The 25,060-nt window shown below is 65.8% G+C and carries 21 protein-coding genes; 11 read left to right on the top strand and 10 right to left on the bottom strand.

From position 1 onward, the window contains the following. The first annotated feature begins 227 nt into the window (after window positions 1–227). The 6 genes from AC56LH_RS08495 to AC56LH_RS08470 all read left to right on the top strand — a co-directional run bounded on the left by AC56LH_RS08495 (window position 228) and on the right by AC56LH_RS08470 (window position 6,799). Complete coding sequence (locus AC56LH_RS08495) at window positions 228–542, top strand: c-type cytochrome (protein ID WP_499645540.1); 315 nt, start codon at window positions 228–230, stop codon at window positions 540–542. 88 nt (window positions 543–630) lie between these two features. Next, window positions 631–1,362, top strand: coding sequence for a hypothetical protein (locus AC56LH_RS08490; protein ID WP_499645539.1), 732 nt, complete (start codon window positions 631–633; stop codon window positions 1,360–1,362). Window positions 1,363–1,718: 356 nt separating this feature from the next. Further along, entirely contained in the window at window positions 1,719–3,305 is a 1,587-nt protein-coding gene (locus AC56LH_RS08485) for a flavin monoamine oxidase family protein (protein WP_499645538.1), read from the top strand. Continuing rightward, window positions 3,302–3,706, top strand: a complete 405-nt coding sequence (locus AC56LH_RS08480) for a c-type cytochrome (RefSeq protein WP_499645537.1) — start codon at window positions 3,302–3,304, stop codon at window positions 3,704–3,706. The genes AC56LH_RS08485 and AC56LH_RS08480 overlap by 4 nt, the downstream gene beginning before the upstream one ends. A gap of 38 nt (window positions 3,707–3,744) precedes the next feature. Then, window positions 3,745–4,254 carry a RidA family protein gene (locus AC56LH_RS08475; protein WP_499648432.1) on the top strand — a complete coding sequence of 170 codons (510 nt, stop codon included), beginning with the start codon at window positions 3,745–3,747 and terminating at the stop codon, window positions 4,252–4,254. A 67-nt stretch (window positions 4,255–4,321) separates the two neighbouring features. Then, window positions 4,322–6,799, top strand: coding sequence for a TonB-dependent receptor plug domain-containing protein (locus AC56LH_RS08470; protein ID WP_499645536.1), 2,478 nt, complete (start codon window positions 4,322–4,324; stop codon window positions 6,797–6,799). A 131-nt stretch (window positions 6,800–6,930) separates the two neighbouring features. Here AC56LH_RS08470 and AC56LH_RS08465 read toward each other — a convergent pair whose 3' ends face one another. Next, window positions 6,931–7,311 (bottom strand): hypothetical protein, encoded by a 381-nt coding sequence (locus tag AC56LH_RS08465; RefSeq protein ID WP_499645535.1) that lies wholly within the window; start codon window positions 7,309–7,311, stop codon window positions 6,931–6,933. A gap of 250 nt (window positions 7,312–7,561) precedes the next feature. On the opposite strand from AC56LH_RS08465, the gene AC56LH_RS08460 reads away from it, so the two are divergent. Next, window positions 7,562–8,263, top strand: a complete 702-nt coding sequence (locus AC56LH_RS08460; protein ID WP_499645534.1) for a pirin family protein — start codon at window positions 7,562–7,564, stop codon at window positions 8,261–8,263. A gap of 59 nt (window positions 8,264–8,322) precedes the next feature. Here the strand turns inward: AC56LH_RS08460 and AC56LH_RS08455 are convergent, their stop codons facing one another. After that, the gene (locus AC56LH_RS08455) at window positions 8,323–9,246 is read right to left on the bottom strand and encodes a LysR substrate-binding domain-containing protein (protein WP_499645533.1); all 924 of its coding nucleotides are present in this window, start codon (window positions 9,244–9,246) and stop codon (window positions 8,323–8,325) included. A gap of 174 nt (window positions 9,247–9,420) precedes the next feature. Here AC56LH_RS08455 and AC56LH_RS08450 point away from each other — a divergent pair, with 174 nt between their 5' ends. After that, complete coding sequence (locus AC56LH_RS08450; protein WP_499645532.1) at window positions 9,421–10,026, top strand: DedA family protein; 606 nt, start codon at window positions 9,421–9,423, stop codon at window positions 10,024–10,026. A gap of 28 nt (window positions 10,027–10,054) precedes the next feature. Here the strand turns inward: AC56LH_RS08450 and AC56LH_RS08445 are convergent, their stop codons facing one another. The 7 genes from AC56LH_RS08445 to AC56LH_RS08415 form a co-directional block, all read right to left on the bottom strand. Then, on the bottom strand, window positions 10,055–10,969 hold the full coding sequence (locus AC56LH_RS08445; RefSeq protein WP_499645531.1) for a diguanylate cyclase domain-containing protein: 915 nt from the start codon (window positions 10,967–10,969) through the stop codon (window positions 10,055–10,057). Further along, on the bottom strand, window positions 10,966–14,490 hold the full coding sequence (locus AC56LH_RS08440; RefSeq protein WP_499645530.1) for a hybrid sensor histidine kinase/response regulator: 3,525 nt from the start codon (window positions 14,488–14,490) through the stop codon (window positions 10,966–10,968). The genes AC56LH_RS08445 and AC56LH_RS08440 overlap by 4 nt, the downstream gene beginning before the upstream one ends. Beyond that, a complete protein-coding gene (locus tag AC56LH_RS08435; protein WP_499645529.1) occupies window positions 14,487–15,299 on the bottom strand; it encodes a carotenoid biosynthesis protein in 813 nt (270 codons plus the stop codon). The genes AC56LH_RS08440 and AC56LH_RS08435 overlap by 4 nt, the downstream gene beginning before the upstream one ends. A 186-nt stretch (window positions 15,300–15,485) precedes the next feature. After that, a complete protein-coding gene (locus AC56LH_RS08430; protein ID WP_499645528.1) occupies window positions 15,486–16,832 on the bottom strand; it encodes an oxygenase MpaB family protein in 1,347 nt (448 codons plus the stop codon). A 59-nt stretch (window positions 16,833–16,891) separates the two neighbouring features. Next, window positions 16,892–19,138: a TonB-dependent receptor gene (locus tag AC56LH_RS08425; RefSeq protein ID WP_499645527.1), complete on the bottom strand. Its 2,247-nt coding sequence runs from the start codon at window positions 19,136–19,138 to the stop codon at window positions 16,892–16,894. Window positions 19,139–19,342: 204 nt separating this feature from the next. Continuing rightward, window positions 19,343–20,296: a DMT family transporter gene (locus AC56LH_RS08420; protein WP_499645526.1), complete on the bottom strand. Its 954-nt coding sequence runs from the start codon at window positions 20,294–20,296 to the stop codon at window positions 19,343–19,345. Between the two features lie 46 nt (window positions 20,297–20,342). After that, the gene (locus tag AC56LH_RS08415; protein WP_499645525.1) at window positions 20,343–21,941 is read right to left on the bottom strand and encodes a methyl-accepting chemotaxis protein; all 1,599 of its coding nucleotides are present in this window, start codon (window positions 21,939–21,941) and stop codon (window positions 20,343–20,345) included. A 301-nt stretch (window positions 21,942–22,242) separates the two neighbouring features. Here AC56LH_RS08415 and AC56LH_RS08410 point away from each other — a divergent pair, with 301 nt between their 5' ends. From AC56LH_RS08410 to AC56LH_RS08400, 3 genes are all read left to right on the top strand, one after another. After that, window positions 22,243–22,572 (top strand): hypothetical protein, encoded by a 330-nt coding sequence (locus tag AC56LH_RS08410; protein ID WP_499645524.1) that lies wholly within the window; start codon window positions 22,243–22,245, stop codon window positions 22,570–22,572. A gap of 33 nt (window positions 22,573–22,605) precedes the next feature. Continuing rightward, window positions 22,606–22,815: a hypothetical protein gene (locus AC56LH_RS08405; RefSeq protein ID WP_499645523.1), complete on the top strand. Its 210-nt coding sequence runs from the start codon at window positions 22,606–22,608 to the stop codon at window positions 22,813–22,815. A 100-nt stretch (window positions 22,816–22,915) separates the two neighbouring features. Further along, entirely contained in the window at window positions 22,916–23,551 is a 636-nt protein-coding gene (locus AC56LH_RS08400) for a TetR/AcrR family transcriptional regulator (protein ID WP_499645522.1), read from the top strand. Window positions 23,552–23,654: 103 nt separating this feature from the next. On the opposite strand, the gene lpdA is transcribed toward AC56LH_RS08400, so the two are convergent. Further along, the gene (gene lpdA, locus AC56LH_RS08395; protein ID WP_499645521.1) at window positions 23,655–25,058 is read right to left on the bottom strand and encodes a dihydrolipoyl dehydrogenase; all 1,404 of its coding nucleotides are present in this window, start codon (window positions 25,056–25,058) and stop codon (window positions 23,655–23,657) included. Window positions 25,059–25,060: the final 2 nt, after the last annotated feature.

The raw sequence follows: 25,060 nt of genomic DNA, 5'->3' as shown, positions 1-25,060 counted from the left end.
ATTGTCAGCAACGTTCAGCGTCAGTACGTTAAAAGACGTAAAGATCGCGAAACCGCGCCATTCTAATCACAAATGCGAATCATTCCCATTCAAATTTTTTGATGGGCGTGTCGGATGCTGGTCATGCACCCCTGCGCTGCCCATGCCAGCGGGGTTTCCCGCTATGATGTCGGGCGGTACCTGCCAAGAGTGCCGGCCCCTGCGATCAACCCAGCCACTGGAGCATCATGAAGACGTACCTGACCCTGACCCTGGCGGCGACCCTCGCCGTCGCCGCGATCCCCGCCGCCCACGCGAACCCCGACCTGGCCAAGGCCAAGGCCTGCATGGCGTGCCATGCCATCGGCGCCAAGCTGGTTGGCCCGTCCTACAAGGATGTCGCGGCCAAGTACGCCAAGGATGCTGGCGCCGAAGCGCGTCTCGTCCAGAAGATCCAGAAAGGCAGCAGCGGCACCTGGGGCCCGATCCCGATGCCGGCCAATCCGCAGGTCACGGAAGCCGACGCCAAGGTCCTGGCGAAATGGATCCTGGCGCAGAAATGAGCCACCGGCGGCCCTGATCCAGGCCGCCGTGGCCGTGCCTGGCGCGTTCTTTGCATACCAGCAAGGAACTCAACGCCAGGAGCGGCCGATGTTCTTGCACAACGACGTCATCGAATACCTCGATCCTCCCGCCCATCTGCTGCGGATTCTCTGGATCGACGATGCGCAGTCCATCGCCTACACCTTCACCCTTCGCTGCACGAGCGCCACGCCGCGCAGCATGCCCCTGCGCGTGCTGGTGGCGGACGTGTCGGCGCGGCGCGCGCGCTTGCTGCTGACCGATCCGTGCCGCGCGCCGCGCGCCGATGCCCCATCCGGCAAGCATCGCCTGCTGCAGATGAAGGCGTGGGATGCCGTGACGGCGCTGCACCGCGACGTGCCGCAGTTGTATCTCGCGCGACCGCGCGCGGCCATGCTCGCCGCTTATAGCCACGCCCATGCAATGTCCGTTGCCACCCTCATGCGCTACCTGCGCCGCTACTGGGAGCGGGGCCAGACGATCGATGCGCTCTTGCCCGATTACGCCAATTCCGGTGCTCGCGGCAAGACGCGCGTGGCCAGCGCCGGCGTCAAGCGCGGCCGCCCGCGCAAGGCCGCAACGAGCAGCGCCAGTGCAGGCACGAATACCGATGCCGCGCTGCGGGCGCTGTTCGTGGCCGCTGCCGCGCACTTTGCCGCTACCCATCGACGCTTCTCACGGCCAGCCGCCTACCGCCAGATGCTGCGCGATCACTTTGCCGGCAGCGCGCCGGGCGACATTCCCAGTTACGGTCAGTTCAATTACTGGCTCACGCGCGACGGCATCGATCACACCCATTGAAGTGCGTATTTACGCCACAACAGTGCAGTGTCGATTTGGCATGCTCCCGGCGCGTGCGCAGCCTCTTGCTGCGATCTGACCCTGGTACCAATTACGTTGCGACAAATAATGTCCGGGCGCGCCACGGGGCGCGCATCGCATTGTCGGACGTCACGCTTGTCAATACGAATAACAGGCTGTGGTAGCTGACGGTTATTCGGTCAGGAAGTCTTACAGCGCGCTTACGTTCGGCAAAGCTACCGATAAACTTTATTTTAAGAACTTTCGTATTGACGATGTTGACATCCACTTGGCACGCGTATTGCTGATAAGCCATCAGTTGCAAGGCCTTTCAGTGACACCAAGTGGAGGTAGAAATGAAACGTTCGACACCGTCGTTGACCCGACGTGAGTTTTTGTACCGCGCCGCCGCCGTTGGCGGTTCGGCGCTGTTGATGGGTTCAATGAACGCCTGGGGCATGGGGATCGCGTCCCGGACCACGACCCCGCCGGTGCTCACGGGCAGCGGCAAGGGCAAGAAAGTGGTCGTGCTGGGCGCGGGCCTGGCCGGCCTGACAGCGGCCTACGAACTGGGCAAGCTTGGCTACGACGTGCAGGTGCTTGAGGCGCGACCCGTTGCGGGCGGGCGCTGCCAGACGGCGCGCAAGGGCTTCTCGCTGCACGAACTGGGCGGCGAGGCGCAGCACTGCCGTTTCGATCCCGGCCAGTACATCAACCACGGCCCGTGGCGCATTCCGCTGGACCACCAGTCCACCCTCTACTACGCGCGCCAGTTCAAGGTGCCGCTCGAAGTGATGGTCAACGAGAATGACCACGCGTACGTGTATCTCGAGAATGGCGGGCCGCTGTCGCAGCAGCGCCTGCGCGGCGCCCAGATCAAGGCCGACATGCGGGGCCACGTTGCCGAGCTGATGGCCAAGTCCGTCACCGGCCACCAGCTCGACACGCAACTGACAGGCGACGACCAGCGCCTGCTGCTCGATTACCTCAAGCACGAAGGGGCGCTGGACGCGGGCGACCTGGCCTACAAGGGCCGCAGCGGCCGTGGCTTTGCCACCAACCCCGGCGCCGGCCTGGTGCCGGGCGCCGGCACGGCGTCCGATCCGCTGGCGTTTCACGATCTGCTGGCCGCCCGGGTCGGCAAGGTCTACAGCGCGGTGCAGGAGTTCCCGATGCACGCCACGATGTTCCAGCCGGTCGGCGGCATGGACGCGATCCCGCGCGCATTCGCCCGGCGGCTGGGTGGTGTGATCCGCTACCACGCCGAAGTCCAGCGCATCCGCCAGGCTGACGACAAGGTCACGATCGACGTGCGCGACACGGCCAGCGGCGCGCTCTCGCGCGTCACGGCCGACTATTGCCTGTGCACGGTGCCGCTGTCGGTGCTGCGCATGATCGACACCGATTTTTCCGACGGTTTCAAGGCGGCAATCAAGGCCGTCCCGTATGCGCCGGTCGGCAAGATCGGCCTGCAGATGGGGCGCCGCTTCTGGGAAGAAGACGACCACATCTACGGCGGCCACGTGCTCACCGACCTGAAAGGGATCAACACGATCTCGTTGCCGTCCGGCGGCTGGCAGCAGAAAAAGGGGGTGGTGCTGGGCTACTACCACTACGCGCTGGATGCCATTGAAGTGAGCGGCATGACGCCCGCCGAGCGGACCGAGTTCGCGCTCGCGGCCGGCGAAAAGATCTTCCCCGCCTACCGCACAAACTTTGAAAGCAGCTTCTCGGTTGCCTGGCACCGCGTGCAGTACAGCCTGGGCGGCTGGGCCGAATGGACCGAGGCTGCGCGCAAGAGCGCGTATCCGGTCCTGCTGGAGGGCGAGCGCAGGGTGCTGCTCGCCGGCGAACACCTGAGCTACCTCACTGGCTGGCAAGCCGGCGCCATCGAATCGGCGTGGCAGCAGGTGGACGCGCTGCACCGGAGGGCCAGCGCATGAAGACCGCGATCCTTGTTCTGGCCAGCGCCTGCCTCTGGGGCGGCGCAGCCCAGGCCCAGACCGCCGCGCCGGCAGACGGCAAGACCCTGTTTGCCAGGAACTGCGCCGCTTGCCACCAGGTGAATGGCCGCGGCATTCCCGGCGCGTTTCCGGCACTCGTCGCCAGCGTGGTCGTTACCGGCGCACCCGACGAGGTGGCCGACGTGCTGCTCAAGGGCCGCGGTGGCATGCCCGATTTCAGCGCCAGCCTGGACGACGCCGATATCGCCGCCGTGCTGACTTACGCGCGCAGCAGTTGGGGCAACCACGCGTCACCGATCGCGGGCGCCGACATCGCAACGCGCCGCGCGCTGCTGCAGGTCGCGCCGGCGGGCGACAACCGCTTCGGCAACAAGCACTGATGCAGTTTTCTTTTTCCACGCTCACGAAAGACGATCCGATGACACTCGCTGCTTTCCGTTCCACCACCTGCCTGGCCGCCGCGCTGCTGCTGGCGCCCGCCATCGCCAGCGCCGCAGCCACGGACATCGTGCGCCACAAGATCCCGAACTCGGATTTCCCCATCGCCCTGGCGGTGTCGGTGCCGCCCGGCGTCACCATTCACTTCATCAGCGGTCAGGTGCCGCCCGTCGTCGACAAGGCGGCTGGTGCAGACACCATCGCAGCCTTTGGTGACACCAAAACGCAGACGGTCGGTGTCCTGCAGAAGATCAGGGAGATCCTGGCCGGCATGGGGCTGGGCATGGGCGACGTCGTCAAGATGCAGGTGTTTTTGGTCGGCGATCCGGCGCACGGGGGGCGGGCCGACGTCACCGGTTTCATGGCCGGCTACACCCAGTTCTTTGGCGGCGCGCAGCCCAACCTGCCGGCGCGTGCAGTGATGCAGGTCGCGGGCCTGAGCAATCCCGGCTGGCTCGTCGAAATCGAAGTCGTGGCAGCAAAGAAATAAGTGGCGCGGCGCTCGCCCGGCCGCGTCATCCATACCAATAACGCGTTACGCCAACCAGGGATCCACCATGTACAAGACCATCATTCATACCAGTGTCGCAGCTGCCTTGCTGTCGTGGGGCGTGGCTGCCCACGCCGCCGACAAGGCGCCCGAGCCAGCTGTCGACACGCCGGCTGCCGCCATCGCACCTGATGCGCCCGTCGTCGCCGGTACCGGCGTCGTGATCGTCACGGGTACGCGCGCCGCCGGCCTGACGGTTGCGGACAGCGCCTCGCCGATCCAGGTGCTCGACGCGTCGTCGCTGGCCCGCACCGGCCAGCCCGACCTGATCCAGGCGCTGGCCCAGAACCTGCCGTCCCTTAATGCCCAGGCCTTCGGCAGCGACATGGCGGCCATGACGCTGTCGGCGCGCCTGCGCGGGCTGTCCCCGAACAATACGCTGGTGCTGGTCAACGGCAAGCGCCGCCACGGCACCGCCAACCTGGCCGTGCTGGCCGGCGCGTTCCAGGGTGGCGCCGCGGCCGACCTGAACTTCATTCCGGTGGCCGCCATCGAGCGCGTCGAAGTGTTGCAGGATGGCGCGGCCGCGCAGTACGGTACCGACGCCATTGCCGGCGTCATCAACATCATCCTCAAGTCGAATTACCGTGGTGGCAGCGCGAACGTGAATGGCGGCGGCTACATGGACGGCGGCGGACACACGGGCGACGGCATGGTCAATCTTGGCCTCACGCCGTTCACCGACGCTTTTCTGTCGCTGACGGCGGAAACGAAGTACCACGGCTTTTCGCAGCGCGGCGGCATCGATCCACGCGTCGTCGATCCGGCCACGATGGCCGCAATGCCATCGCTCGTGAATGCGCCGGGCTACCCATACCTCAACCGGATCCAGGGCGACGCCCAGTACCGCCAGCACATCTTTGCCGCCAATTTCGGCGTCGACCTGGGCGGCGACACGGAGTTGTACAGCTTTGCCACCTACGGCAAGAAGGAAGCGCGCGCCTTCGAGAACTACCGCATGCCCAACCGCCTGCCCACCATCTATCCGCTGGGTTTCAGCCCGCAGGAGACGTTCGACGAGGAAGACTATGCGTTCACGTTCGGCATCCAGGGCAAGGTGTTCGGCAACTGGAACTGGGATTTATCCAGCACCTACGGCAAGGACGTGGCCAAGCTGGGCGTGGCCACTTCGGCCAATATCTCGCTGTTTGCCGATACGGGCGCGACGCCGCTGTCCTTCAAGGCCGGGCAATTCCAGGCCAGCCAGTGGACCAACAACCTCGACCTGCGGCGCGAGTTCGACACTGGCATGGCCACGCCGCTGACGCTGGCGCTGGGCCTCGAACACCGCCGCGACACCTACGCGATCGTCGCGGGAGACGCCGCATCGCGCTACAAGGAAGGTGCGCAGTCGTTCCCGGGCTTCTCGCTGACCGATGCTGGAAAACACAGCCGCAACAACAAGGCGGTCTATGCGAATATCGCTGTGCAGCCCGTCGCCGGCTGGACGGTCGACATCGCCGGCCGTTTCGAGGATTTCAGCGACTTCGGCAACGCCAAGGTCGGCAAGCTCACCAGCCGCTACGACTTCACGCCGGACGTGGCCGTGCGGGCGACGTACAGCAACGGCTTTCGCGCGCCGACGCTGGCCGAGTCGTTCTACTCGGCCACGAACGTGTCGCCGCGCAGCGCCTTCGTGCAGCTGGCCCCGAATTCGCCGGGCGCGCGCCTGGTGGGCATCGACGGCCTGAAGCCGGAAGCGTCGACCAATATCAGCGCCGGCCTGGTGCTCAATCCTGCCAGCGGCGTGGCCGTCACGTTTGATGCCTACCAGATCACGATCCGCGACCGCATCGTCGGCAGCGGCTCGCTGTACGGTTCCGGCAGCGCCATCAACTCGCCGGCCGTCACGGCTGCGATCCTGGCCAACGGCAATGTGCTCGATCCGACCGTCGTGCAAACCGGTATCAATATCTTCACCAACGCGGTCAATACCCGCAGCCGCGGCGCTGAAGTGGTGGCCACCCTGAGCAGCAACTACGGCGCGTACGGCCGCGTGGACTGGTCGGCGGCGGCCAACTACAACAAGGTCGAGGTGATCAAGATCAACCAGGCGCCGACGCAGCTGGGCGCGCAGACACTGCTCGACGCCACCGCGATCTCGCATCTGGAAACCGCCTCGCCCAAGGTGCGGTTGAATCTGGGCGGCTTGTGGCGCATCGGCGACTGGAGCGTGAACCTGCGCGAGAACTACTTCGGCAAGTCGTCCGAGCAGTTCTCGACCGACGGCGCGGTGTATCGCGAAAACCGGATCAAGGCGAGCCTCTTGACCGACCTGGAAGTGAGCTATCAGATCAGCAAGGCATGGAGCGTGTCGCTGGGCGCGAACAATCTGTTCAACGAGTATCCGGACAAGGTCAATCCGTTGACCCTGGCCGAGCAGCGCGCCAATCTGGACAACGGTGCAGTGACGATCTACCCGGGCTTTTCGCCGTACGGGATCAATGGCGGTTACTACTACGCGCGCGCAGCCGTGAAGTTCTGATCGCGGCTCTCGGACGTCGAGCGGGTGGCCGTGGCGGGCCAGCCCCTCGAGCACGACATCGCGCTCGATGTAGTTGCTGCTCTTGGTCAGCAAGGCCCGCTTGAGGAACGGGAAGCCGGCATCGAGCAGTTCTATCGGTTCACGAGGGTAGGGTTGAGGACACGGGTGGCGTCGCTGACCCACAGCGCGCCGACCATCATTGCGCGGGCAGCCACGCGCGCCATGCGTGCCAGCGTGACGCCGCGCAGGCAAAACGCATACGACTGCACATGGTTGGTCAGTTCGTTCGACGCCGTGAACCCGGTCAGGTCCCAGCGGCTGATCTCCAGCACGGGGCGCAGCGGTGTGAACGGCCCGAATACCGAATCGTTCATGACGATGACGTCGGCGCCCGGCGAGGGGTGGCTTAGATGGCGCAGATGGCGCAGCGCCAGCGTACAGGCCGAAAAATCGTAGCCCGGCATCGCTTTCCACAACAGCGCATCGCACGGCCCCGGCAAGTCGGCCGGCATGCGGCGCCCATCCGCGCAACTGCACACCACCAGGATCGGCAAGCCGGCCTCGCGCAGGCGGGCCAGCGTGAAGCGGCTGTGCGATCATCGAAAATATCGACGATAGGCGTGCAGATAACTCGTTTTTCAACGCTGGCAGGGGCAGGCATAATGACATCATCGTATCGAGAACAAGGCGACAATCGACGGATGCCGGCGACGGCAGACAGATTCGAGCAACTCGATCATCCCATCACGAAAGGAGCACACGATGTTGAACGTCCGTAAAAGCAATGAGCGCGGTGGCGCCAGTTTTGGCTGGCTGAATTCGCAGCATTCGTTTTCGTTCGGCCATTACCACGATCCGAAGCACATGGGTTGTGGCCCGCTGCGCGTCATCAACGATGACCATGTGGAGGCGGGCCGCGGGTTCGATTCGCATGGTCACCGCAATATGGAGATCATTTCGTACGTGCTCGAAGGCGCCCTGGCGCACAAGGACAGCATGGGCAACGGCTCGGTGCTGCGCTATGGCGACGTGCAGGTCATGAGCGCCGGTACGGGCGTGGTGCACAGTGAATTCAACGGCTCGACCACCGAAGGCGTGCACTTTTTGCAGATCTGGATCGAGCCGAACGAGATCGGCGCCGAACCGCGCTACGAAGAAAAGCATTTCGACGCGGCCTCGAAGACCGGCAAGCTGCGCGTGGTGGCCTCGAACGATGGCCGCGATGGTTCGGTGTCGATCCGTCAGGATGCGTCGATCCACGCCGGGATCTTCAACGGCGCCGATGCGGCAACGCACACGCTGGCTGCCGGCCGCCAGGCATATGTCCACGTGATTCACGGCCAGATTACCGTCAACGGCGTGGCGCTGAGCGGCGGCGACGCGCTGAAGGTGACCGGCGAACCGGCGGTGACGCTGGGTCAGGCCGATGCAGCCGAAGTACTGGTCTTCGATCTGCCGCAGTAATCCTGTCACGCGTTACAACAGCAAACCGCCCCCGCCTTGGGGGCGGCTTTCCGTTCAGTTCACACGACCGGACAGGGATTGACGGCCATGCGCGCGAACGGTGAGTGCGTGCGCATCCGGTCGATCCACCAGGTCAGGGCCGCGCCATCCTCGGTGCTGCGCCAGGCCAGATAAAAGGTTTCATCGGGCTTGGGTTCGACCACCTGTTTTTCGATGAGCTGACCGCGCGCGATGGCCGGCCGGGCCCAGGTCTCGGGCAGGAAGCCAAAGCCCAGCCCCTGCACCTGGAACTCGTACTTGGTGCGCATGTCGGGCACGGCCAGCGTGGCCTGCCCGAACAGGATGCCCACCGTGCGCGCGCCCAGCACGCGCGCCGAATCCGACACCGTGATCGCCCGGTACGGCAGCAGATCGGCCTTGTCGAGCGGATGGACGATGGCGGCCAGCGGATGGTGCGGCGCGACGGCAAACACGAAGCTGCTCGTGCCGATCGGTTCGGCCGTATAGCCGCCGCCCGACGGCCCGTCGCCGGCGGCGCCCACGAGCAGGTCGACGCGGCGGTCGAGCAGGGCGTCCCAGGTGCCACCCAGCGACTCGCGCACGATGCGCAGGCGCGTGTGGTCGGCCACCTTGTAAAAGTCTTCAATGTCCGGTTGCAGGCCACCCGCGCCCAGCACCGAATCCATGCCGATGGCGAAGTCGGTTTCCCAACCCGAGGCCACGCGCCGCACGCGCGACTCCAGGTCGCCGGCGGCGCGCAGCAGGTAGCGGCCTTCCTTGAGCAGCGCCTGACCGGCCGGCGTGAGCGTGACCTTCGGCCCAAAGCGGTCGAACAGGCGCACGCCCAGGTCGTCTTCCAGCTTGGCGACGGTGTACGAGATGGTGGACGGCACGCGAAACAGTTCCTTGGCCGCGCCGGCGAACGAGCCGCGACGGGCGATGGTGTCGATGATCTGGAGGGCGTCGAGGCTGAGTTTGAGCAAGTGGGCATCCTGGGATCGGTATCCGGACATGGTAGCGACAAGCGCCGGTATCACCAACCCCCGGACGCGAACATCGCATGCCGCCGTTGGTGCCGACCTGCGTGCGCAGCAGAACAGATGTGTTTTTTGAAAGTTGTTATCGTGGAGGCTGCCAAATCATATGGAGTGCGTCCCGTGTTCGAGTTCATCACCGAGTTCATGCAGAAAAGCGGCTATCTGGGCGTGTTCGCCCTGATGGCACTGGAAAATATCTTCCCCCCGATTCCGTCAGAATTGATCATGCCGTTTGCCGGTTTCGTTGCCGCGCGCGGTGACCTGAACGTGATTGGCGTGCTGGTGGCTGGCACGGCTGGCTCGGTGGCCGGTGCGCTGCCGTGGTATTACGCGGGCCGGGTGTACGGCAAGGAACGGCTGGAAGCCTTTGCCGACAAGCACGCGCGCTGGATGACGGTGACGCATGGCGACATCGAACATGCGATGGCTGCGTTCGAAAAGCATGGCAAGAAGGTGGTGCTGCTGGGGCGCCTGATTCCGGCGATCCGCACCCTGATTTCGGTACCGGCCGGCCTGGCCAAGATGTCGATGGGGCAGTTTTTGCTGTTCTCGACGATCGGTTCGCTGATCTGGACCGGTATCCTGACCGGTGCCGGTTACGCGCTGGAGAGCCAGTACGAGCGCGTCGCGCAGTATGTCGATCCGGTCTCCAAGGCGGTACTGTTCGGCCTGCTCGGCTGGTACCTGTATCGCGTCGTGACCTTCAAATCGGGAAACAAGACCTGAGGCGGGTGCTTCTGCGATTGCCTGACGGTCAGTTGCCGACGCGCCACCACACCTGATCGCGCCCGGCCTGCTTGGCGCGATACAGCTGGGCGTCGGCCGCTTCGAACAGCTCGAACTGCTGTTCGGCGCCGGCCGGGTCCAGCGTGGCGCCGCCGACGCTCACCGTCAGCACCGGCGCGACACTCGACGCTTCGTGCGCAATTGCCAGGCCAGCAATCGCGGCGCGCAGTGCTTCGGCCACAGCGTGCGCCGACTGGGCATCGGTGTCGGGCATCAGGAGCAACAACTCTTCGCCGCCATAACGCGCCGCCAGCTCACCGGGGCGTTGCATCGCTGCGTCGGCGGCGCGCGCCACCGCGCGCAGTGCGCGGTCGCCTGCTGGATGCCCGTAGCGGTCATTGAACTGTTTGAACGCATCGATATCGAGCAGCGCCAGCGACAGCGGTTGCCCGCTCTGGCGGGCGCGCTGCCATTCCTGGTCATACAGTTCGTCGAAGCGGCGCCGGTTGGCCAGTTCGGTCAGGCCGTCGATGTTCGCGAGACGCTCGAGCATCCGGCGCTGACGCACGACCTGCAGGTGCAGCGCCACGCGCGCCATCACGACCGTCTGGTTGAACGGTTTGACGATGTAGTCCGATGCGCCCATTTTCAGACCATTGGCCTCGTCTTCGGGCCGGTCCAGGCCGGAGATGAAGATGATCGCGATATGCGCGGTCAGAGGTTCGCCGCGCAGCCGGCGCAGCACTTCGTAACCATCCATGTCCGGCATCATCACGTCGAGCAGAATCAGGTCGGGCAGGTGGCGCGCGGCGCGCTCCAGTGTCTGGGCGCCGTTGCGGGCCAGCAGCACCGTGTAATCGGGCTTGAGCAGTTCGCCCAGCACCTCGCGGTTGATGGCGTCGTCGTCCGCCACCAGCACTTTCTGTGACTGATCGATATTCATTGACTACCTTCCAGACTGAGATCGAGTTGCGCGCTCAGGGCTGCCAGCGGCCCCAGCGCGGCAGCGTACTCGATCTCGGTGACCGCGCGCTGCACGGCGTCCAGTGATTCGGCGACCGAATCGCTGTATCTGCCTGCGCCCAGCAGCGACGCGAGCTGCGCCAGGGCATCCTCGGCGCGTGCATCGTCGCTGCGCAGGTAGCCGTCCAGGCGCGCGATGACCATCGACAACGCTTCCGGATCGCCGGCTTTCGGCAACGCCAGCGCCGCCATCTGCGCCAGGCCGGACAGCACCGTGTCGGCCGCGCTCACGAGGGCCGGCACCTGGACGCCGACGCGCTCGAACTGGCCGGCGCGCAGATCCTGTTCCAGGCGTGCGGCGGCGCTGCTGAGCTCAAAGGCGCCCACGTAGGCGGCGCTCGACTTCAGGTTGTGCGCCAGCGACTGCAGACGCGCGTGGTCGCCTGCCTGCAGCGCTTCGCGCAGGATCTGCGGGGCGCTCGCATATTCGCGGATGAAACTGCCGGCGCGCTTTTCCAGGCGGCTGCGCTGGCCATCGACATTCTCCAGCGCCATGCGCCAGTCGATGCCCGGCACCGCCGGCAGCGGGCCGCCCGCCGGACGCCCGCCCGCGGCCACCGCAGGCCGCACGGCCTGTGGCAACGGTCGCCCGGCCAGGCGTACCGGGTCGATCCATTTCAGCAGCGTGCAGAACAGCAGGTCGGGGTCGATCGGCTTGGTGACGTGGTCGTTCATGCCCGCCAGGCGGCTCAGGGCGCGGTCGCTGGCCAGCGCGTGCGCCGTCATGGCCACGACCGGCAGCTCGCGCAGGCGCGGGTCGAGCCGGATGGCGCGGGTTGCCGCCAGGCCGTCCATCTCGGGCATCTGGATGTCCATCAGGACCAGATCGTAGTCGCCGGCCTGCGCCATGCGCACTGCCTCAACCCCATTGAACGCGACGTCGACCTGCATGCGCGCAGCGGCCATGAAATCGAGGGCAACTTCGCGGTTGTTGTCGTTGTCCTCGGCCAGCAGGATACGCGCGCCGTCCAGGCGCGGCAGGTCGGCCAGCGCCGGCAGGTAGCTGTTGATCGTGTCGGGGGCGCCCAGCTGCGGGTGCAGCACCTGCAGCAGGCTGTGGTACAGCAGCGCCGGGCCGACCGGCTTGTGCAGGAAGGCGTCGATCGGCAGGTCGCCCCGGCCTTGCTCGTGCATGACGGTCTCGCGCGTGCAGGCCGAGATCATCAGGATTGCCGGCGTAGGCGTCGTCTCGCCCTGTTCGTCCGCATGCAGGCGGATGCGGTGGATCGTCTGCATGCCATCCAGGCCCGGCATCAGGTAATCCATCAGCACGATCTGGTATGGCGTGGCATTGCGCGCGGCGCGTTCCAGCAGCAGCAGGCATTCTTCGCCCGAGGCAGCCGTATCGGCCTGCACGCCCAAACCTTCGAGCATTTCGGCCAGCGCGCTGCGCGCGGTGGCGCTGTCGTCGACCACCAGCGCGCGCACGTCCAGCAGCAGCGCCTTGCGCACCGCACTGGCGGCGGCATAGCCATCCCCGATCCCCAGTTGCACGGTGAAGGTGAAGCTGCTGCCGACGTTCGGCGTACTGCGCGCCGTAATATCGCCGCCCATCATCTCGACCAGCTGGCGCGAGATCGACAATCCCAGTCCGGTGCCACCGTACTTGCGGGTGGTCGAGCTATCGGCCTGGCTGAACGAGACGAACAGGCGCGCCAGCTGCTCGGGCGTCATGCCGATGCCGGTGTCGCTCACCGTAAACGCCAGTACGACCTTGCCGTCGTCGACGTGCCGCGCTTCGACGGCCACCACGATTTCACCGCGCTCGGTGAACTTGACGGCGTTGCCAGTGAGGTTGATCAGGACCTGGCCCAGGCGCAGCGGATCGCCCACCAGACGTTGCGGCACGCCAGGGCCGACCCGGAAGATCAGTTCGATCCCCTTGGCATCGGTCTTCACGCCGGTCAGGCTCGACAGATGTTCGAGCATGTCATCGAGGTCGAACGGCACCGCTTCCAGGTGCAGCTTGCCAGCTTCGATGCGCGAAAAGTCGAGGATGTCGTTGATGATCCCCATCAGGTGTTCGCTCGCGCCGAGGATCTTGCCCAGGTAATTGCGCAGCATGGGCGCCGGCTCGCTCATCATGGCCAGCCGGCTCATGCCGATGATGGCATTCATCGGCGTGCGGATTTCATGGCTCATATTCGCCAAAAACTCCGACTTCATGCGCGTGCTGGCTTCGGCGCGCAGCATCGCCTGCTGCATTGCCTCGGTGCGCAGCGCCAGGATGCGCATGAACACCAGCATGTCGAACGTGCTGCCGAATACCAGCGCGTGCATGGTCCAGAAGTTCGCCGGGAGCTTGCCATTGATGAGCTGCGCGGTGACCAAGGCGGCCGCGAATGCCACGGCCCAGCCGACCAGGAAGTAGATCCCGACCGCGTCGCCGGCGCGGGCGCGCCGGTAGGCACCGGGCAGGCCCAGCAGCATCGGCATGATGCCCAGCGTGCCGACGATCAGCACCAGGTAGCGGTGGCTGATGATGCCGGTGGCGAAGCCGATCGCAGTGACCAGGCACAGCGCGGCGAGCGTCTTCATCATGCGGCTGAAGATGCGGTCCTGGCCAGGCCGCGCGAGCGATTGCTCGACGAACAGGTAGGCGCCGCACGAGGCCATGATCGAGGCCAGCCCGGTGCCGTGTTCGAGCAGCCAGGCGTTGCCGGGCCACAGATACTGGCCGGCCGTGCCGAACCAGGCGGCCGAGTACAGCGTGACGCCGGTGGCCTGCAGCGCGTACTTGCCGAACAGCGGCTCGCGCAGCGCATACCACTGGCCCAGCGCGTACAGGATCAGCGTGCAACGCAAACCCAGCAGAAGGCCCTGCATCAGTTGTTCGCCCAGTTCTGCCGGCAGTACGGCATCGGGCTGCATGAAGGTGATCGGCAGGATTTTGGGCCCGACCGTCTTCACGCGCAGCAGCACGGTATAGCTGGTGCCCGGAGTCAGGCGCAGCACCACGCCCGGCACGCGGCCCTTGAGCGCGTCGCCCGATTGTGGCTGCATGCGTCCGATGCTGCCGATGTTGCGCAAGCCATCCGGGAACCGCACCCACACGTCGATCTCGTCGAGCAGCGCGAAATCGATCTGCATCACCCAGCCATTGGTGGCGTCAGGCGCGACCGCGATCGGGATTTGGACCCAGGTCGTGCCGGGCTGCATGCCCAGGCTCGCGTCAGCGCTCGCCGGTCGTGCAAAGCGTGCGCCGGCCGCCAGTGCGGCGCGCGCATCGAGCGCGTTGGCGGGATCGGCCAGGGTCGTCACGGCTGGCCAGGCATCGACCACCTCGGCATCGCGCGTAAGCTGCAAGGTCTGCGCCATGGCAGGCGCTGCGCCCAGCATGCCCAGTACGAGCAGCGCCATCAGGCACGCAAACGTCGCCACGCGCGCGCGCAGGCTGCCTTTGGTTTCGCCCGTTGTATCGCTCGTTGTATCGGTCTTCATGCGGCGGCCCTCGCCGCCAGCTGCCAGCGATACAGCCCGCACGCGGCGCAACATAGCGGCGTGCCCATCACGAACAGGGCAATGGCACGGGTTTCGACCGGCACGCCCTGGGTGGCTTCGAACAGCATCAGGGCGCCGTACAGGCCCAGCGGGACCAGCACGTCGCGCATGCGCGCTGGCGGCGCCGACGACGGTGCTGACCGGCGCACGATCAGGCGAAACACGAAAATGATGCTGAAGGCCACCAGCATCCAGCCCGCAAAGCCCTGCAGGGTTTCGCCGAACCACCCGCCATCGCGCTCCACCATGATCCAGGCCTTGAGCTTGTAGACCATGTACGGGTCCACGCCCAGGTCGTACGCCGTCACGATCAGCGCCGCGAGGAACGCCATGACGATGCTGCGGCGGACCGATGTGGCGCCGTCAGCGGGGACCTGCCAGACGATCAGGTTGGCCATCACGTAGCCCGTGTAGCACAGGGCAAACCACATCAGCGGAATGACCATCGGGACGCTGCCCAGTTGCGGGCCGAGGACTGGCGTGTAATCGTAACTGCCGAAGAACCAGCCATAGTTTGCACCCATTTCTTCGGCAAACCAGCCAACCGGCAGCGCGATCACGGCCAGTTGCAGCGCGGCGCGGGGGCCAAGCACGCGCGCCGCGCTGGCCAGGCAGGCCACGAACATCAGCACCGAGCTGATCACCAGCAAGTGGGTCTCGGCGTTCCAGCCGCGCAGCAACAGCGTCAGCAGCGCGGCGCCGCCCAGACCTGCAGCAAGGCGGGACAGCACGGTTGGCGAGGGTGTCATGATCGAATTCATTGGTGCAGGTCGCAAACTTTTTATGAGAACTGCGGTCTGCGCGCATGCATTCGGCAGGCAGAAGTTATGATATTGACAGTCTAGCAGGTCATTTCTACAAGCAACAGTATTGTGATTCTTCGATGTAACTATTTTGCACGGCCGATGTTCTGCGCATGACGCCGCCCAGGCAGATCATGGTTGCGGAGCACGTCCGGCCAGGCGCGCCTCCACCCGGCGCAACCAGCGCGGTGCGGCCGGATCCGTGCGCCAGGTGGTCGTGGCGTCGTTCACCTCATTGAGCAGCGCATCGGGCAGGCGCAGCGGGCGTGTCTGGTCGAGCAGGAAGTGCGTCACCAGGCGCTGCCCCAGCGCGCGAGTGAGCATGCGGCTGATCGAAAACCCAGGCAGGAATACGCGCGCCACGGCGTCGACGCAGCGCACGGCCCCGAGGCCAAGCGCGAACACCGCCCGCGCCAGCAGCGGCACGCGCGCATCCAGGCCCAGGTCGCGCGTAGCGTCACCTTTGCACAGCAAACGCGTGAGCAGCGTCGGGATGGGTTTCAGGAGCCGGATCGGGATCTCGTTTTCCATGGCCTTCATCAGGTCCGCCGCCAGCAGCGGACGGGGATCGGGCGTTCGCACCAGCGCACGTCCGCGTGCCTGCATGGCCTCGAAGTCGTGCTGCGCCTGCGCCATGGTTTCTGCCATCAGGCTGCGCTCGATCCCCAGCACGTGGCCCAGCACGTTCCACGTGTGCAGATAGGCTTCTTCATCCTGCGGCGCGAGCGCCAGGCGCAGCGTGCGCAGGCCGCGCACGAACACGTAACTGAACGTGAGAAGCGTATAGGCCAGTTCTTCCTGGTTGCACGGCAGGCCGTTCACGGAGGTGTCCCAGCCGTGCGCATACAGTGTGTGATACATGCCGCCGCCGGCAGGCGCCAGTGGCGGCACGGGTGCGCCGCCCAGCGCATCACGCGGCGCGCCGCGCAGGATCAGGTGACGGATGGTGGCGTGAATCAGGCGCACCTTGAGCGCCTGGGCCACGCCGCCGCCCCCGGGCGTCGTCAGGCCACCTGCCAGCATGACGGGGAAGATCATCGCCGCGGTGGAGCGGACCCGGTAATCGGTATGCGCCTCGAGCTGGCCGGCCGCGTGCAGCACTGCCGACAGGTCGGGCAGCACATAGCATTCGGGCAGGCTGGCGCAGAACAGCAGCGTGCAGGAGAGCATGCTCATGTCCATGAACAGGGTTTCTGCGCGCGCAATGGCGGCCGGGTCGGCCCACGCCGGCAGCTGCTGGCACGCTGCCAGGTAATCAAGCAGCGCACCGGCTGCGCGGGGATCGAGATCGGGCCCGGGCTGCCAGCACGCCAGCGCCCGATTGGTCTGCCAGCGCGCCAGCTCACGGTTGATCGCCGCGATGCGCTCTGACAGTTCGGCCGGACCGTCGGCGCCGGCCAGCATCCGCGCGACGGTGTCGTCGGCGGGCGGGTCGGCGCGCAGTGAGGGAGAAAGCAGGTCATGCGCGATGCGGTCCATGGGTGTCCTTGTGGCGTGAGTGGATCGGGGGCCGGGCCGGAGCCCGACCCTGGCACTGATCAAAAGCGCAGATCGAGGCGCAGGTCGGCCGTGCGCGGCGCCGTCGGCGTGGCCATGCCGAAGCTGTCGATGAGCGACGGACGCACCGCGTTTTCCAGATTGCGCACGCGCGCCAGCAGGCTCCAGGCGCTACCAGGCGGGGCGTAGCGCAGCGTGGCGTCGGTGGTCGTGTGTGCCGGAATCCGGTACTCGAGCAGCTGGCTCGGGATCGTGATCACATAGTCGGCGCTGCGGCGCGCGAACACGCCCGCATGCAGCTGGCCGCCGAACATGCCGAAACGGTGTTCGTAGCCGAGCGTGTAGACATGGCTCGGCGCGCGATCGAGCTTGCGGCCGGCCCACGAGATGGCAGGGGTCGGGTTGTACGACACGTAGTGGGCATCGAGCGCGGTCGCGCTGTAGCTCAGGCGCCCGTGGCTGCCGACGCGGATCTCGCCGTCGAGTTCCAGACCGCGCGAGCGGGCGACGCCGGCATTGCCGGTCAGGATGCGCGGGGCGCCCGCGACGATGGCCGTTCCGCTCAGCTGCAGGTTCGTATAGTCGTACACGAAGGCGGCGGCGTTGATGGTGACGCGCCCGCCCCACAGACGCGACTTGACGCCGGCTTCGTAGGCGCGCAGTTCTTCCGGCTGGTAGTACAGCGCGCTTTCCGACACCGCGACCGCCGCCGGGCACGCAATGCCCAGTGCGGTGCTGCCGGCAATGCAGCCATCGTTGAAGCCCCCCGCCTTGTAGCCGGTGGACAGGCTGCCGTACAGCAGTGTCGTGGGCAGCAGGTCGTAGTCAAGGCCCAGTCGCCAGGTCGTGCGCGCCGTGTTCAGCTCGGCCGCGTTGAGCAGGCGCCGGTCGGTGGCAGCGTTGAATACGGGGCCCTGGCGGAAATCGGTCGAGCCGACGCGGTCCTTGTCGTCTTCGGTGCGGCGCGCGCCGGCGGTCAGGCGCAGGCCATCGGCCACGCGCCAGGTCAGCTGGCCGAACACGGCGCGGCTGCGCGCTTCGGTCACGAGCGGAAACGCATAGTACGGCGGCAGGCCGACCGCTTGCAGGCCCTGAAACGCATACGAGGTGTCGGACGTTTCGCTGAAGTAGTACAGGCCGCCCTGAGCACTGAGCGCTCCGGCGCCGTTGGTGGCAAGGCGCAGTTCGTGCGAATCCTGCGCGTTATGGCTGTCGTAGTTGTTGATGACGCCAAGCGCAATGCGCGGGGTCACGCGGTAATAGTAGTTCTGCCGCAGTTCCTGGTCCAGCGTGCGGTGCCCGCCCAGGTAATACAGCGTGGCGGGGCCGAGGTTCCAGCGCAGGTCGGCGGACCAGCCCTGGGCCACGCGGTCTTGCCAGCCCTGCACCGGGGTCATGTTCGGCGGGCGGAAGCTGTTGGTCAGGCGTGCGTCGGTGGTGCTGTCGCGGTAGACCGGCTTGCCACTGGCCACACCGGTGAAAAAGTTCGTGTCCGGCACGAAGCGGTCGTTATTGCCTTCGGCCTTGCCATGGTCGTAACGCAGTACCAGCGTCGCGTCGCGCCCCAGTTGCAGCTTCGCGCTCAGGCGCGCGTCGGTGTCGTCCTGGTCCATGCCGGGCCGGAGCAGCGTGCCCTGGCCATTGTTCAGGTAGGGATCATGCTGCAATTTGCTCACGGCAGCGCGCAGCGACAGCATGTCGCCTACCGGCACGTTGACGACGCCGTCGACCTTGCGCCGGTGATAGGTGCCGGTTTCGAACCCCAGTGCGCCCTCGAAGCGGTCGGTCGGTGCATTCGAGATCACGTTGACCAGACCGGCGGTCGTGTTGCGCCCGTACAGCGTGCCTTGCGGGCCGCGCAAGACTTCGATGCGGTCGATGTCGAGGAAGTTGCCGCTCTGGCCAGCGGGCCGCGCAATATAGATGCCGTCGAGCATGAAGGCGGTCGACGGGTCACCCTTGTCGGTGGTGTCGCTGTTGCTGATGCCGCGGATCGAAAGGCGCAGGCCGGAAAAGGCCTGTTCCATGTACACATTGGGCAGCCGTGGGCCAAGCGTGCCGGCACTGTCGGCGCCCAGGTCGCGCAGCTGTTCGCCCGACAGCACGTTGATGGCGAGCGGGGTGCGCGACGCCAGCGATTCGGTGCGCAGGGCGGTAATGACGACTTCTGGTACGGCAATGTCGTGTTGCTCGACGGGGGCAGTTTGCGCGGCGGCGATGTTGCAGACGATACCCGATACGGCCGCGGCCAGCAGTGTGCGCGCCAGGCGGACTGGTGTTGCTTTCATGTAGACGACTCCCGATAGGACCGATGCGTGCCCGTCATGAGCAGGGCAGGTCCAATATTGTTCTTTGTGGCAAATTTTATTGCGCTGCGCAATTCCACGCCCGAGAGTCTAGCAGTACATTACTACGGGAAAAAGTCTCGCCAGGTTAATTGAACAAAAATGGTACTTACACGCAACGGTGGACAGCTGTTCGTGGCCAGCTTGTCAATGGTGCTCACGCGGCGGTGTGAAGATTTGGTCATCTTCCACGCCCCCATGCAGCCGCACGGACCAGGCCACGCCTGCGATCAGCAGCGCGATCGCTGCCAGTTCGAGCGGACGGGGCGCAGCGCCCCGGTAGATGCACCCATATAACAGTGCGAAGAGTGTCTCGAACAGAATCAGCTGACCTCCCAGTGTCACGGGCACGCGTCGGCTGGCCACGTTCCAGAAATGGTTGCCGATGACGGAGGCGCCCAGCGCCAGCAGGGCGTTACAGGCCCAGAACGCCGTCCAGTCGCGGGCGCCGGTGTCCAGCCCGCCCGCATGCCAGAATGCGAGCGGCACCAGCAGCAGGGACAGCGCACCCGTGGCCAGGCCGTACAACGCCGACCACTCTGCGCTGCTGAAGTGCGGGTTCGTTTTCAGGTAGCGCGCATTGTCGAGTGCGTACCAGCTCCAGCACAGCAAGGCGCCCGCAGCGCACAGCACCCCACCGGCGATGGCGATGGCGGAGGCGTCGACCGGGGCATGCGCGAAGGTGTCGAGATTGATACAGGCAATACCGGCCGCCACCAGCAGCAGCGGCGCCAGCATGCGGCGCAGTGGTACGGCGCCGTGGTCGTGGCGCCCGAGCAGCGTGACCACCAGCGGCACCATGCCGACGATCAGCGAAGTGGGCGCGATCCCGGCATACTGCACGCCATACGCCAGTAGCACGTAATACACGAGGTTGCCTGCCAGCGCGTGGCGCACCAGTGCCCACAGGTCGGCCCGGCTCAGCCGGGCGAGCAGCGCGCGCAGGCGCGGGCCCGCGAGCATGAGGGAGAGGGCGCCATAGGCCAGATAGCGGCCGGCGGTCAGTTGCAGGGGCGTGAACGCCGCCAAGTAGGCAGGCGCGAGAAACACGATGCCCCACAGGGCCCCGGCCAGCAGGCCGCACAATACACCGATACCCATGCCGTTCTTTCCCGTGATCGCGTCAGGCGGGCATTCTAGCAGCGGCTCAGGCTGCCAAGGCGATGCGGGATACCGGCCGCGCCAGGCGCGTGCCCCGTGCTGCGCCTGCATCGAGGCGGAAGGTAGCCACCACGGCGTGGAGCTGCCCGGCCTGTTCGCGCATTGCGTCGGCGGCCGCTGCCGCTTCTTCGACCAGCGCGGCGTTCTGCTGGGTGACGCGGTCCATCTCGACGATGGCGGTGTTGACCTGCTCGATGCCGGCCGTCTGCTCCTCGCTGGCAGCCGTGATCTCGTTCATGATCAGCGTGACCTCGTCGATGCTGCGCACGATCTGCTGCATGGTCGTGCCGGCCAGATCCACCTGGCGCGTGCCTTCGCGTACCTGGGTCACCGAATGATCGATCAGGCCCTTGATTTCCTTCGCCGCGGCAGCCGATCGATGGGCCAGTGTGCGCACCTCGCCGGCAACGACCGCAAAGCCACGGCCCTGCTCGCCGGCGCGGGCCGCTTCGACCGCGGCATTAAGGGCCAGGATGTTGGTCTGAAACGCGATGCCATCGATCACGCCGATGATGTCCACGATGCGCTGCGACGACGCGTCGATGCGGCCCATGGTGCCGACCACGTCGGCCACCATGCGCCCACCTTCGCCGGCCACGCCGGCGGCGGTGGCCGCCAGACTGTTGGCGCGATGGGCATGTTCGGTATTCTGCCGCACGGTCGAGGTTAATTCTTCCATCGAGGCGGCCGTTTCTTCGAGCGAACCCGCTTGCTGCTCGGTGCGTGCCGACAAGTCCTGGTTGCCGCTGGCGATCTCGCCCGACACCTGCGCGATGGTCGCCGTGCCGTCGCGCACCTGGCCGACGATGCCCGCCAGATTCGTGTTCATGCGGCCCAGCGCATCCATTAATTGGCCGACTTCGTCGCGCCGGTCTCTTTCGATGCGGCTGGTCAGGTCGCCGGCAGCAACGCGCTCGGCCACTGCGACCGCGCTGCGCAGCGGCAGCGTGATCGAGCGGGTGATGAACCAGGCGCAGGCGCCGCCCAGCAGCAGCGCAGCCCCGGACAACGTAAACAGGACGATTCGGGTATTGGCGTACGAATCGAGAATCGTGGTGGCGATGACGCTGGTGGCCGCGCTCTGCATGTCGGCGAACTTGCCGACCACTGCCAGGTACGAACGCGTCCGGGGCAGCATGCGATCGCGGTAGATCTGCTCAACCTGGGCGCGGTCGCCGCTGCGCTTGGCGTCGAACAGCGCGTCGCGCGCGGCCATGTAGGCGATCCGCTCCTGCTGGACGGCCTTGAACTGTTCGCGTACGCCCGGGTTGGCAAGTGCGGCGTCGATTTCCTGCTGCAGCACGTTCGAACGTGCGGTAATGGCAGCACGCCTTGGGGCAATCTCGTCCAGGATGCCCGCGTCGGGCGCGTGGTACACGGTCTCGTTGATGGTCGTGTTGACCTCGATGTTGCGGCGCCATTCGGCGATGTTGCGCTGGTTTTTCATGCTGGTGTTGACGAGCCGGTGCGTCTTGCTGCCGGCCTGATCCATGCGCGTGAGCGCGGTCGCGCTCAGTGCGGCGAGCAGCACGAGCACGATGGCAAAGCCCAGCGCGAGGCGGGCGCCGATGGTGAGATTCTTCATGGGGATGGTCCTGACGGTGGGGTAGTGCAGCGCGGTACGACGGCGCTGCGGACAGCACGATGCTGCAGCCGCATCGATACGGGCGGCGCCGTGCATGCGGTTCACCGGGAGTATAGCGTCCGGAACGATGAAAATGTTGCTTTGAGGCAAATATGCAACTCGGTAGTGGTGCTGATTGCCATCGCTCGCGGATGATGCATCCCGTGCGCTCCCAGTCCTACAAGGGACGGGCGCACGCGCCTATTGCGGCAGGCGATGACGGGATTAAGATGGTTGCACTTAACCTCATCAGGAGCGCAGCATGCCAATCGATAACGACAACAAGGATCAGGACATCAAGGGCCGCAACTGGGACCAGCTCACCACCGGCACGACGAGCGTGGCGACGATGGGCGCCGGTTCCACCGGCGACGTCGCCGGCAGTGGCGGCAAGCAGTCGGCAACCGACCCGGACGATAAAAAGGCCGGTATGGATGCGATGCAGGCAAACGGGCAGGCCGGTCGTACCGACGATTTGCTGGCCGGCGGGTCGAGCGAAGAGCAGGGCGATGAAGGCTTCCAGGGTAAGACCGATGCCAATCGTAACCAGGGCAGCCAGTCGGCAGCCGGTACCGGTAACGAGACGAAGTAACTAGTCAGCAGGCTCAATGCGCCACCTGGCGCATTGAGCCTGCTGCTTTTCAATCTGTCGCTGTCACCAGCGTACGATTGGTTTATCGACAACCTTCTTCCAGCAGAGTACATGGCAACCTGCCAACTCACGCCGCTGGAACGTCCGTTCATCATTCACCGCACATCACCGCCGGCAGCGGCTGTAGAGCCGACCGAAACGTCGTTTCACTGTCATGGCAACGCCACCAAGGCCCTTGTTTGATAAGCTGCGCGTGTGCCGACACCGATGCAAGCCTGGACTGCCACGGTACTGACATAACCGATTGTCATCATTATTAGTGATAATGTGTCAGAATGTTGCAATGACTCAAGAGCTATCCAACACCCGCTCCTATCGCGGACAGACGCCGGAGCAACGTCGCGCCGATCGACGCAGCCGACTGATTGCGGGCGCGATCAGCGTATATGGCGAGCGCGGCTATCATAATGCGACCGTCAAGGCTGTTTGCGACGCCGCTGGTCTTACCGAACGGTACTTCTACGAATCGTTCGCGAACAGTGAAGCGCTCTTGATCGATTGCTACAATTTCGTGACCGATTCCGTATTGAAACAAATTCTGCATGCGGGCGATGCGACACGCGGCGGCAAGGTTGCACGCGCGCGAGCCATGCTCTACGCTTATTTCTCTTTGCTGCAGACTGAGCCGCGCTCGGCCCGCGTCTTCCTCGTGGAAATACGTGGCGTCAGCATTGCCGTGGACCGTACCTTCGACGATTCGCTGCGCCAGATCGGCAAGGCAGTGGCCCATCTGCTGGCGCCGGAAGCGCTGGACGACGAATTACTGCAGGCAGGGGTCGTCGGTGGCGTGATCCATATAGCAATGCGCTGGATCGCCTGTGGTTATCAGCCGCCGATCGACCAGGCGGTGGCCACGGCGCTGCGCCTTGGCACCGTGCTGGTCAACCGGCGTCCCGCTGCTGCGCCCGTGGTGGACTGAACCCGGGCTCAGCGGCCAGCGCCAGGAGTGCCGGCCTCGCCGGCCAGGCATCGTCAGCGCGTCGCGTCGCGTCGCGCCGTCCCGGTGAGGGACGGCACCTGCTTCAGATATGCAGTGCGTGGCCCAACGCGCGTAGAGCTGCTTCCTGCACCGCTTCACCGAGGGTTGGATGGGCGTGGATCGTGCGTGCCACGTCTTCCAGTTGCGCGCCCAGCTCGATCGACTGCGTGAAACCCGCCGCCAGTTCCGCCACGCCGACGCCCACCGCCTGCCAGCCCAGGATCAGGTGATTGTCCTTGCGCGCGACGACGCGCACAAAACCGTCGGTGCTCTCGATCGTCATCGCCCGCCCGTTGGCGCTGAACGGGAAGCTCGCGCTGATGGCGTCGATGCCGGCCGCTGCCGCTTCGCCAGGGGACATGCCGGCCACGACGATCTCGGGATCCGTGTAGCACACGGCCGGAATCGCCGCCGGATGGAACCAGCGCCGCTTGCCGGCGATGATCTCTGCCACCATCTCGCCCTGCGCCATCGCGCGGTGCGCCAGCATCGGCTCCCCGGTCAGGTCGCCAATCGCCCAGACATTGCGCATCGACGTGCGGCATTGCTCGTCGACTTTCACGGCGCGCCCGTTCATGTCGAGCATCAGGTGTTCGAGGCCCCAGCCGGTGGTTGCCGGCTTGCGGCCCACGGCCACCAGCACGCGGTCAGCCTCGAGATAGGCTTCCACGCCGGACGCGTCGCGCACCTTGACCCGCTCGCCCTCCATGCCCAGGACTGACGTGGCCAGGCGGACCTCGACACCAAGCCGCTCGAGCGAACTGGCGACCGGTTTGACGAGGTCTGCATCGTAGGCCGGCAGGATGCGCTCGGCCGCCTCGACGACCGTGACCTGGCTGCCCAGCTTGCGAAACGCCGTACCCAGTTCCAGTCCGATGTAACCGGCGCCAACCACCACCATGCGGCGCGGCACCTCGCTTAGTGACAGCGCCTCGGTCGACGAAATCACCGGGCCGCCGAACGGCATGAACGGCAATTCGACCGCATGCGAGCCGCTGGCCAGCAGCAGGTGTTCGCAGCGGATGCGCACCGGTTCCTGCCCGCTGCCTTCGTGCGGCTGCACTTCGACGGTCTTGCCGTCGAGGACGCGGGCCCAGCCGCGGACCACGCGTACGCCCTGTTTCTTGAGCAGGGCGCCGACGCCGCCGGTCAGGCGTTTGACAATGCCGTCCTTCCAGGCCACCGTTTTTTCGAGATCGATGCTGGGCGCGTCGACCCTGATCCCGAGTGGCGAGGTTTGCGCCGCGTAATGCACGGTCTTGGCGTACTCGTCGGCCGCGTGGATCAGCGCCTTCGATGGAATGCAGCCGATGTTCAGGCAGGTGCCGCCCGGCTGCGCGCCTTCGACGAGGACGGTGGGGATGCCCAGCTGGCCGGCGCGGATGCCCGCCACATAGCCGGCCGGACCGCCGCCGATGATCAGGAGTGTCGTGTTGATTGTCTCCATCG

The sequence above is a fragment of the Telluria sp. LT1R51-2 genome (assembly GCF_059685775.1).
Note: the sequence above shows the minus strand (reverse complement) of the source record. Positions and strands in the feature narration are given on the sequence as shown.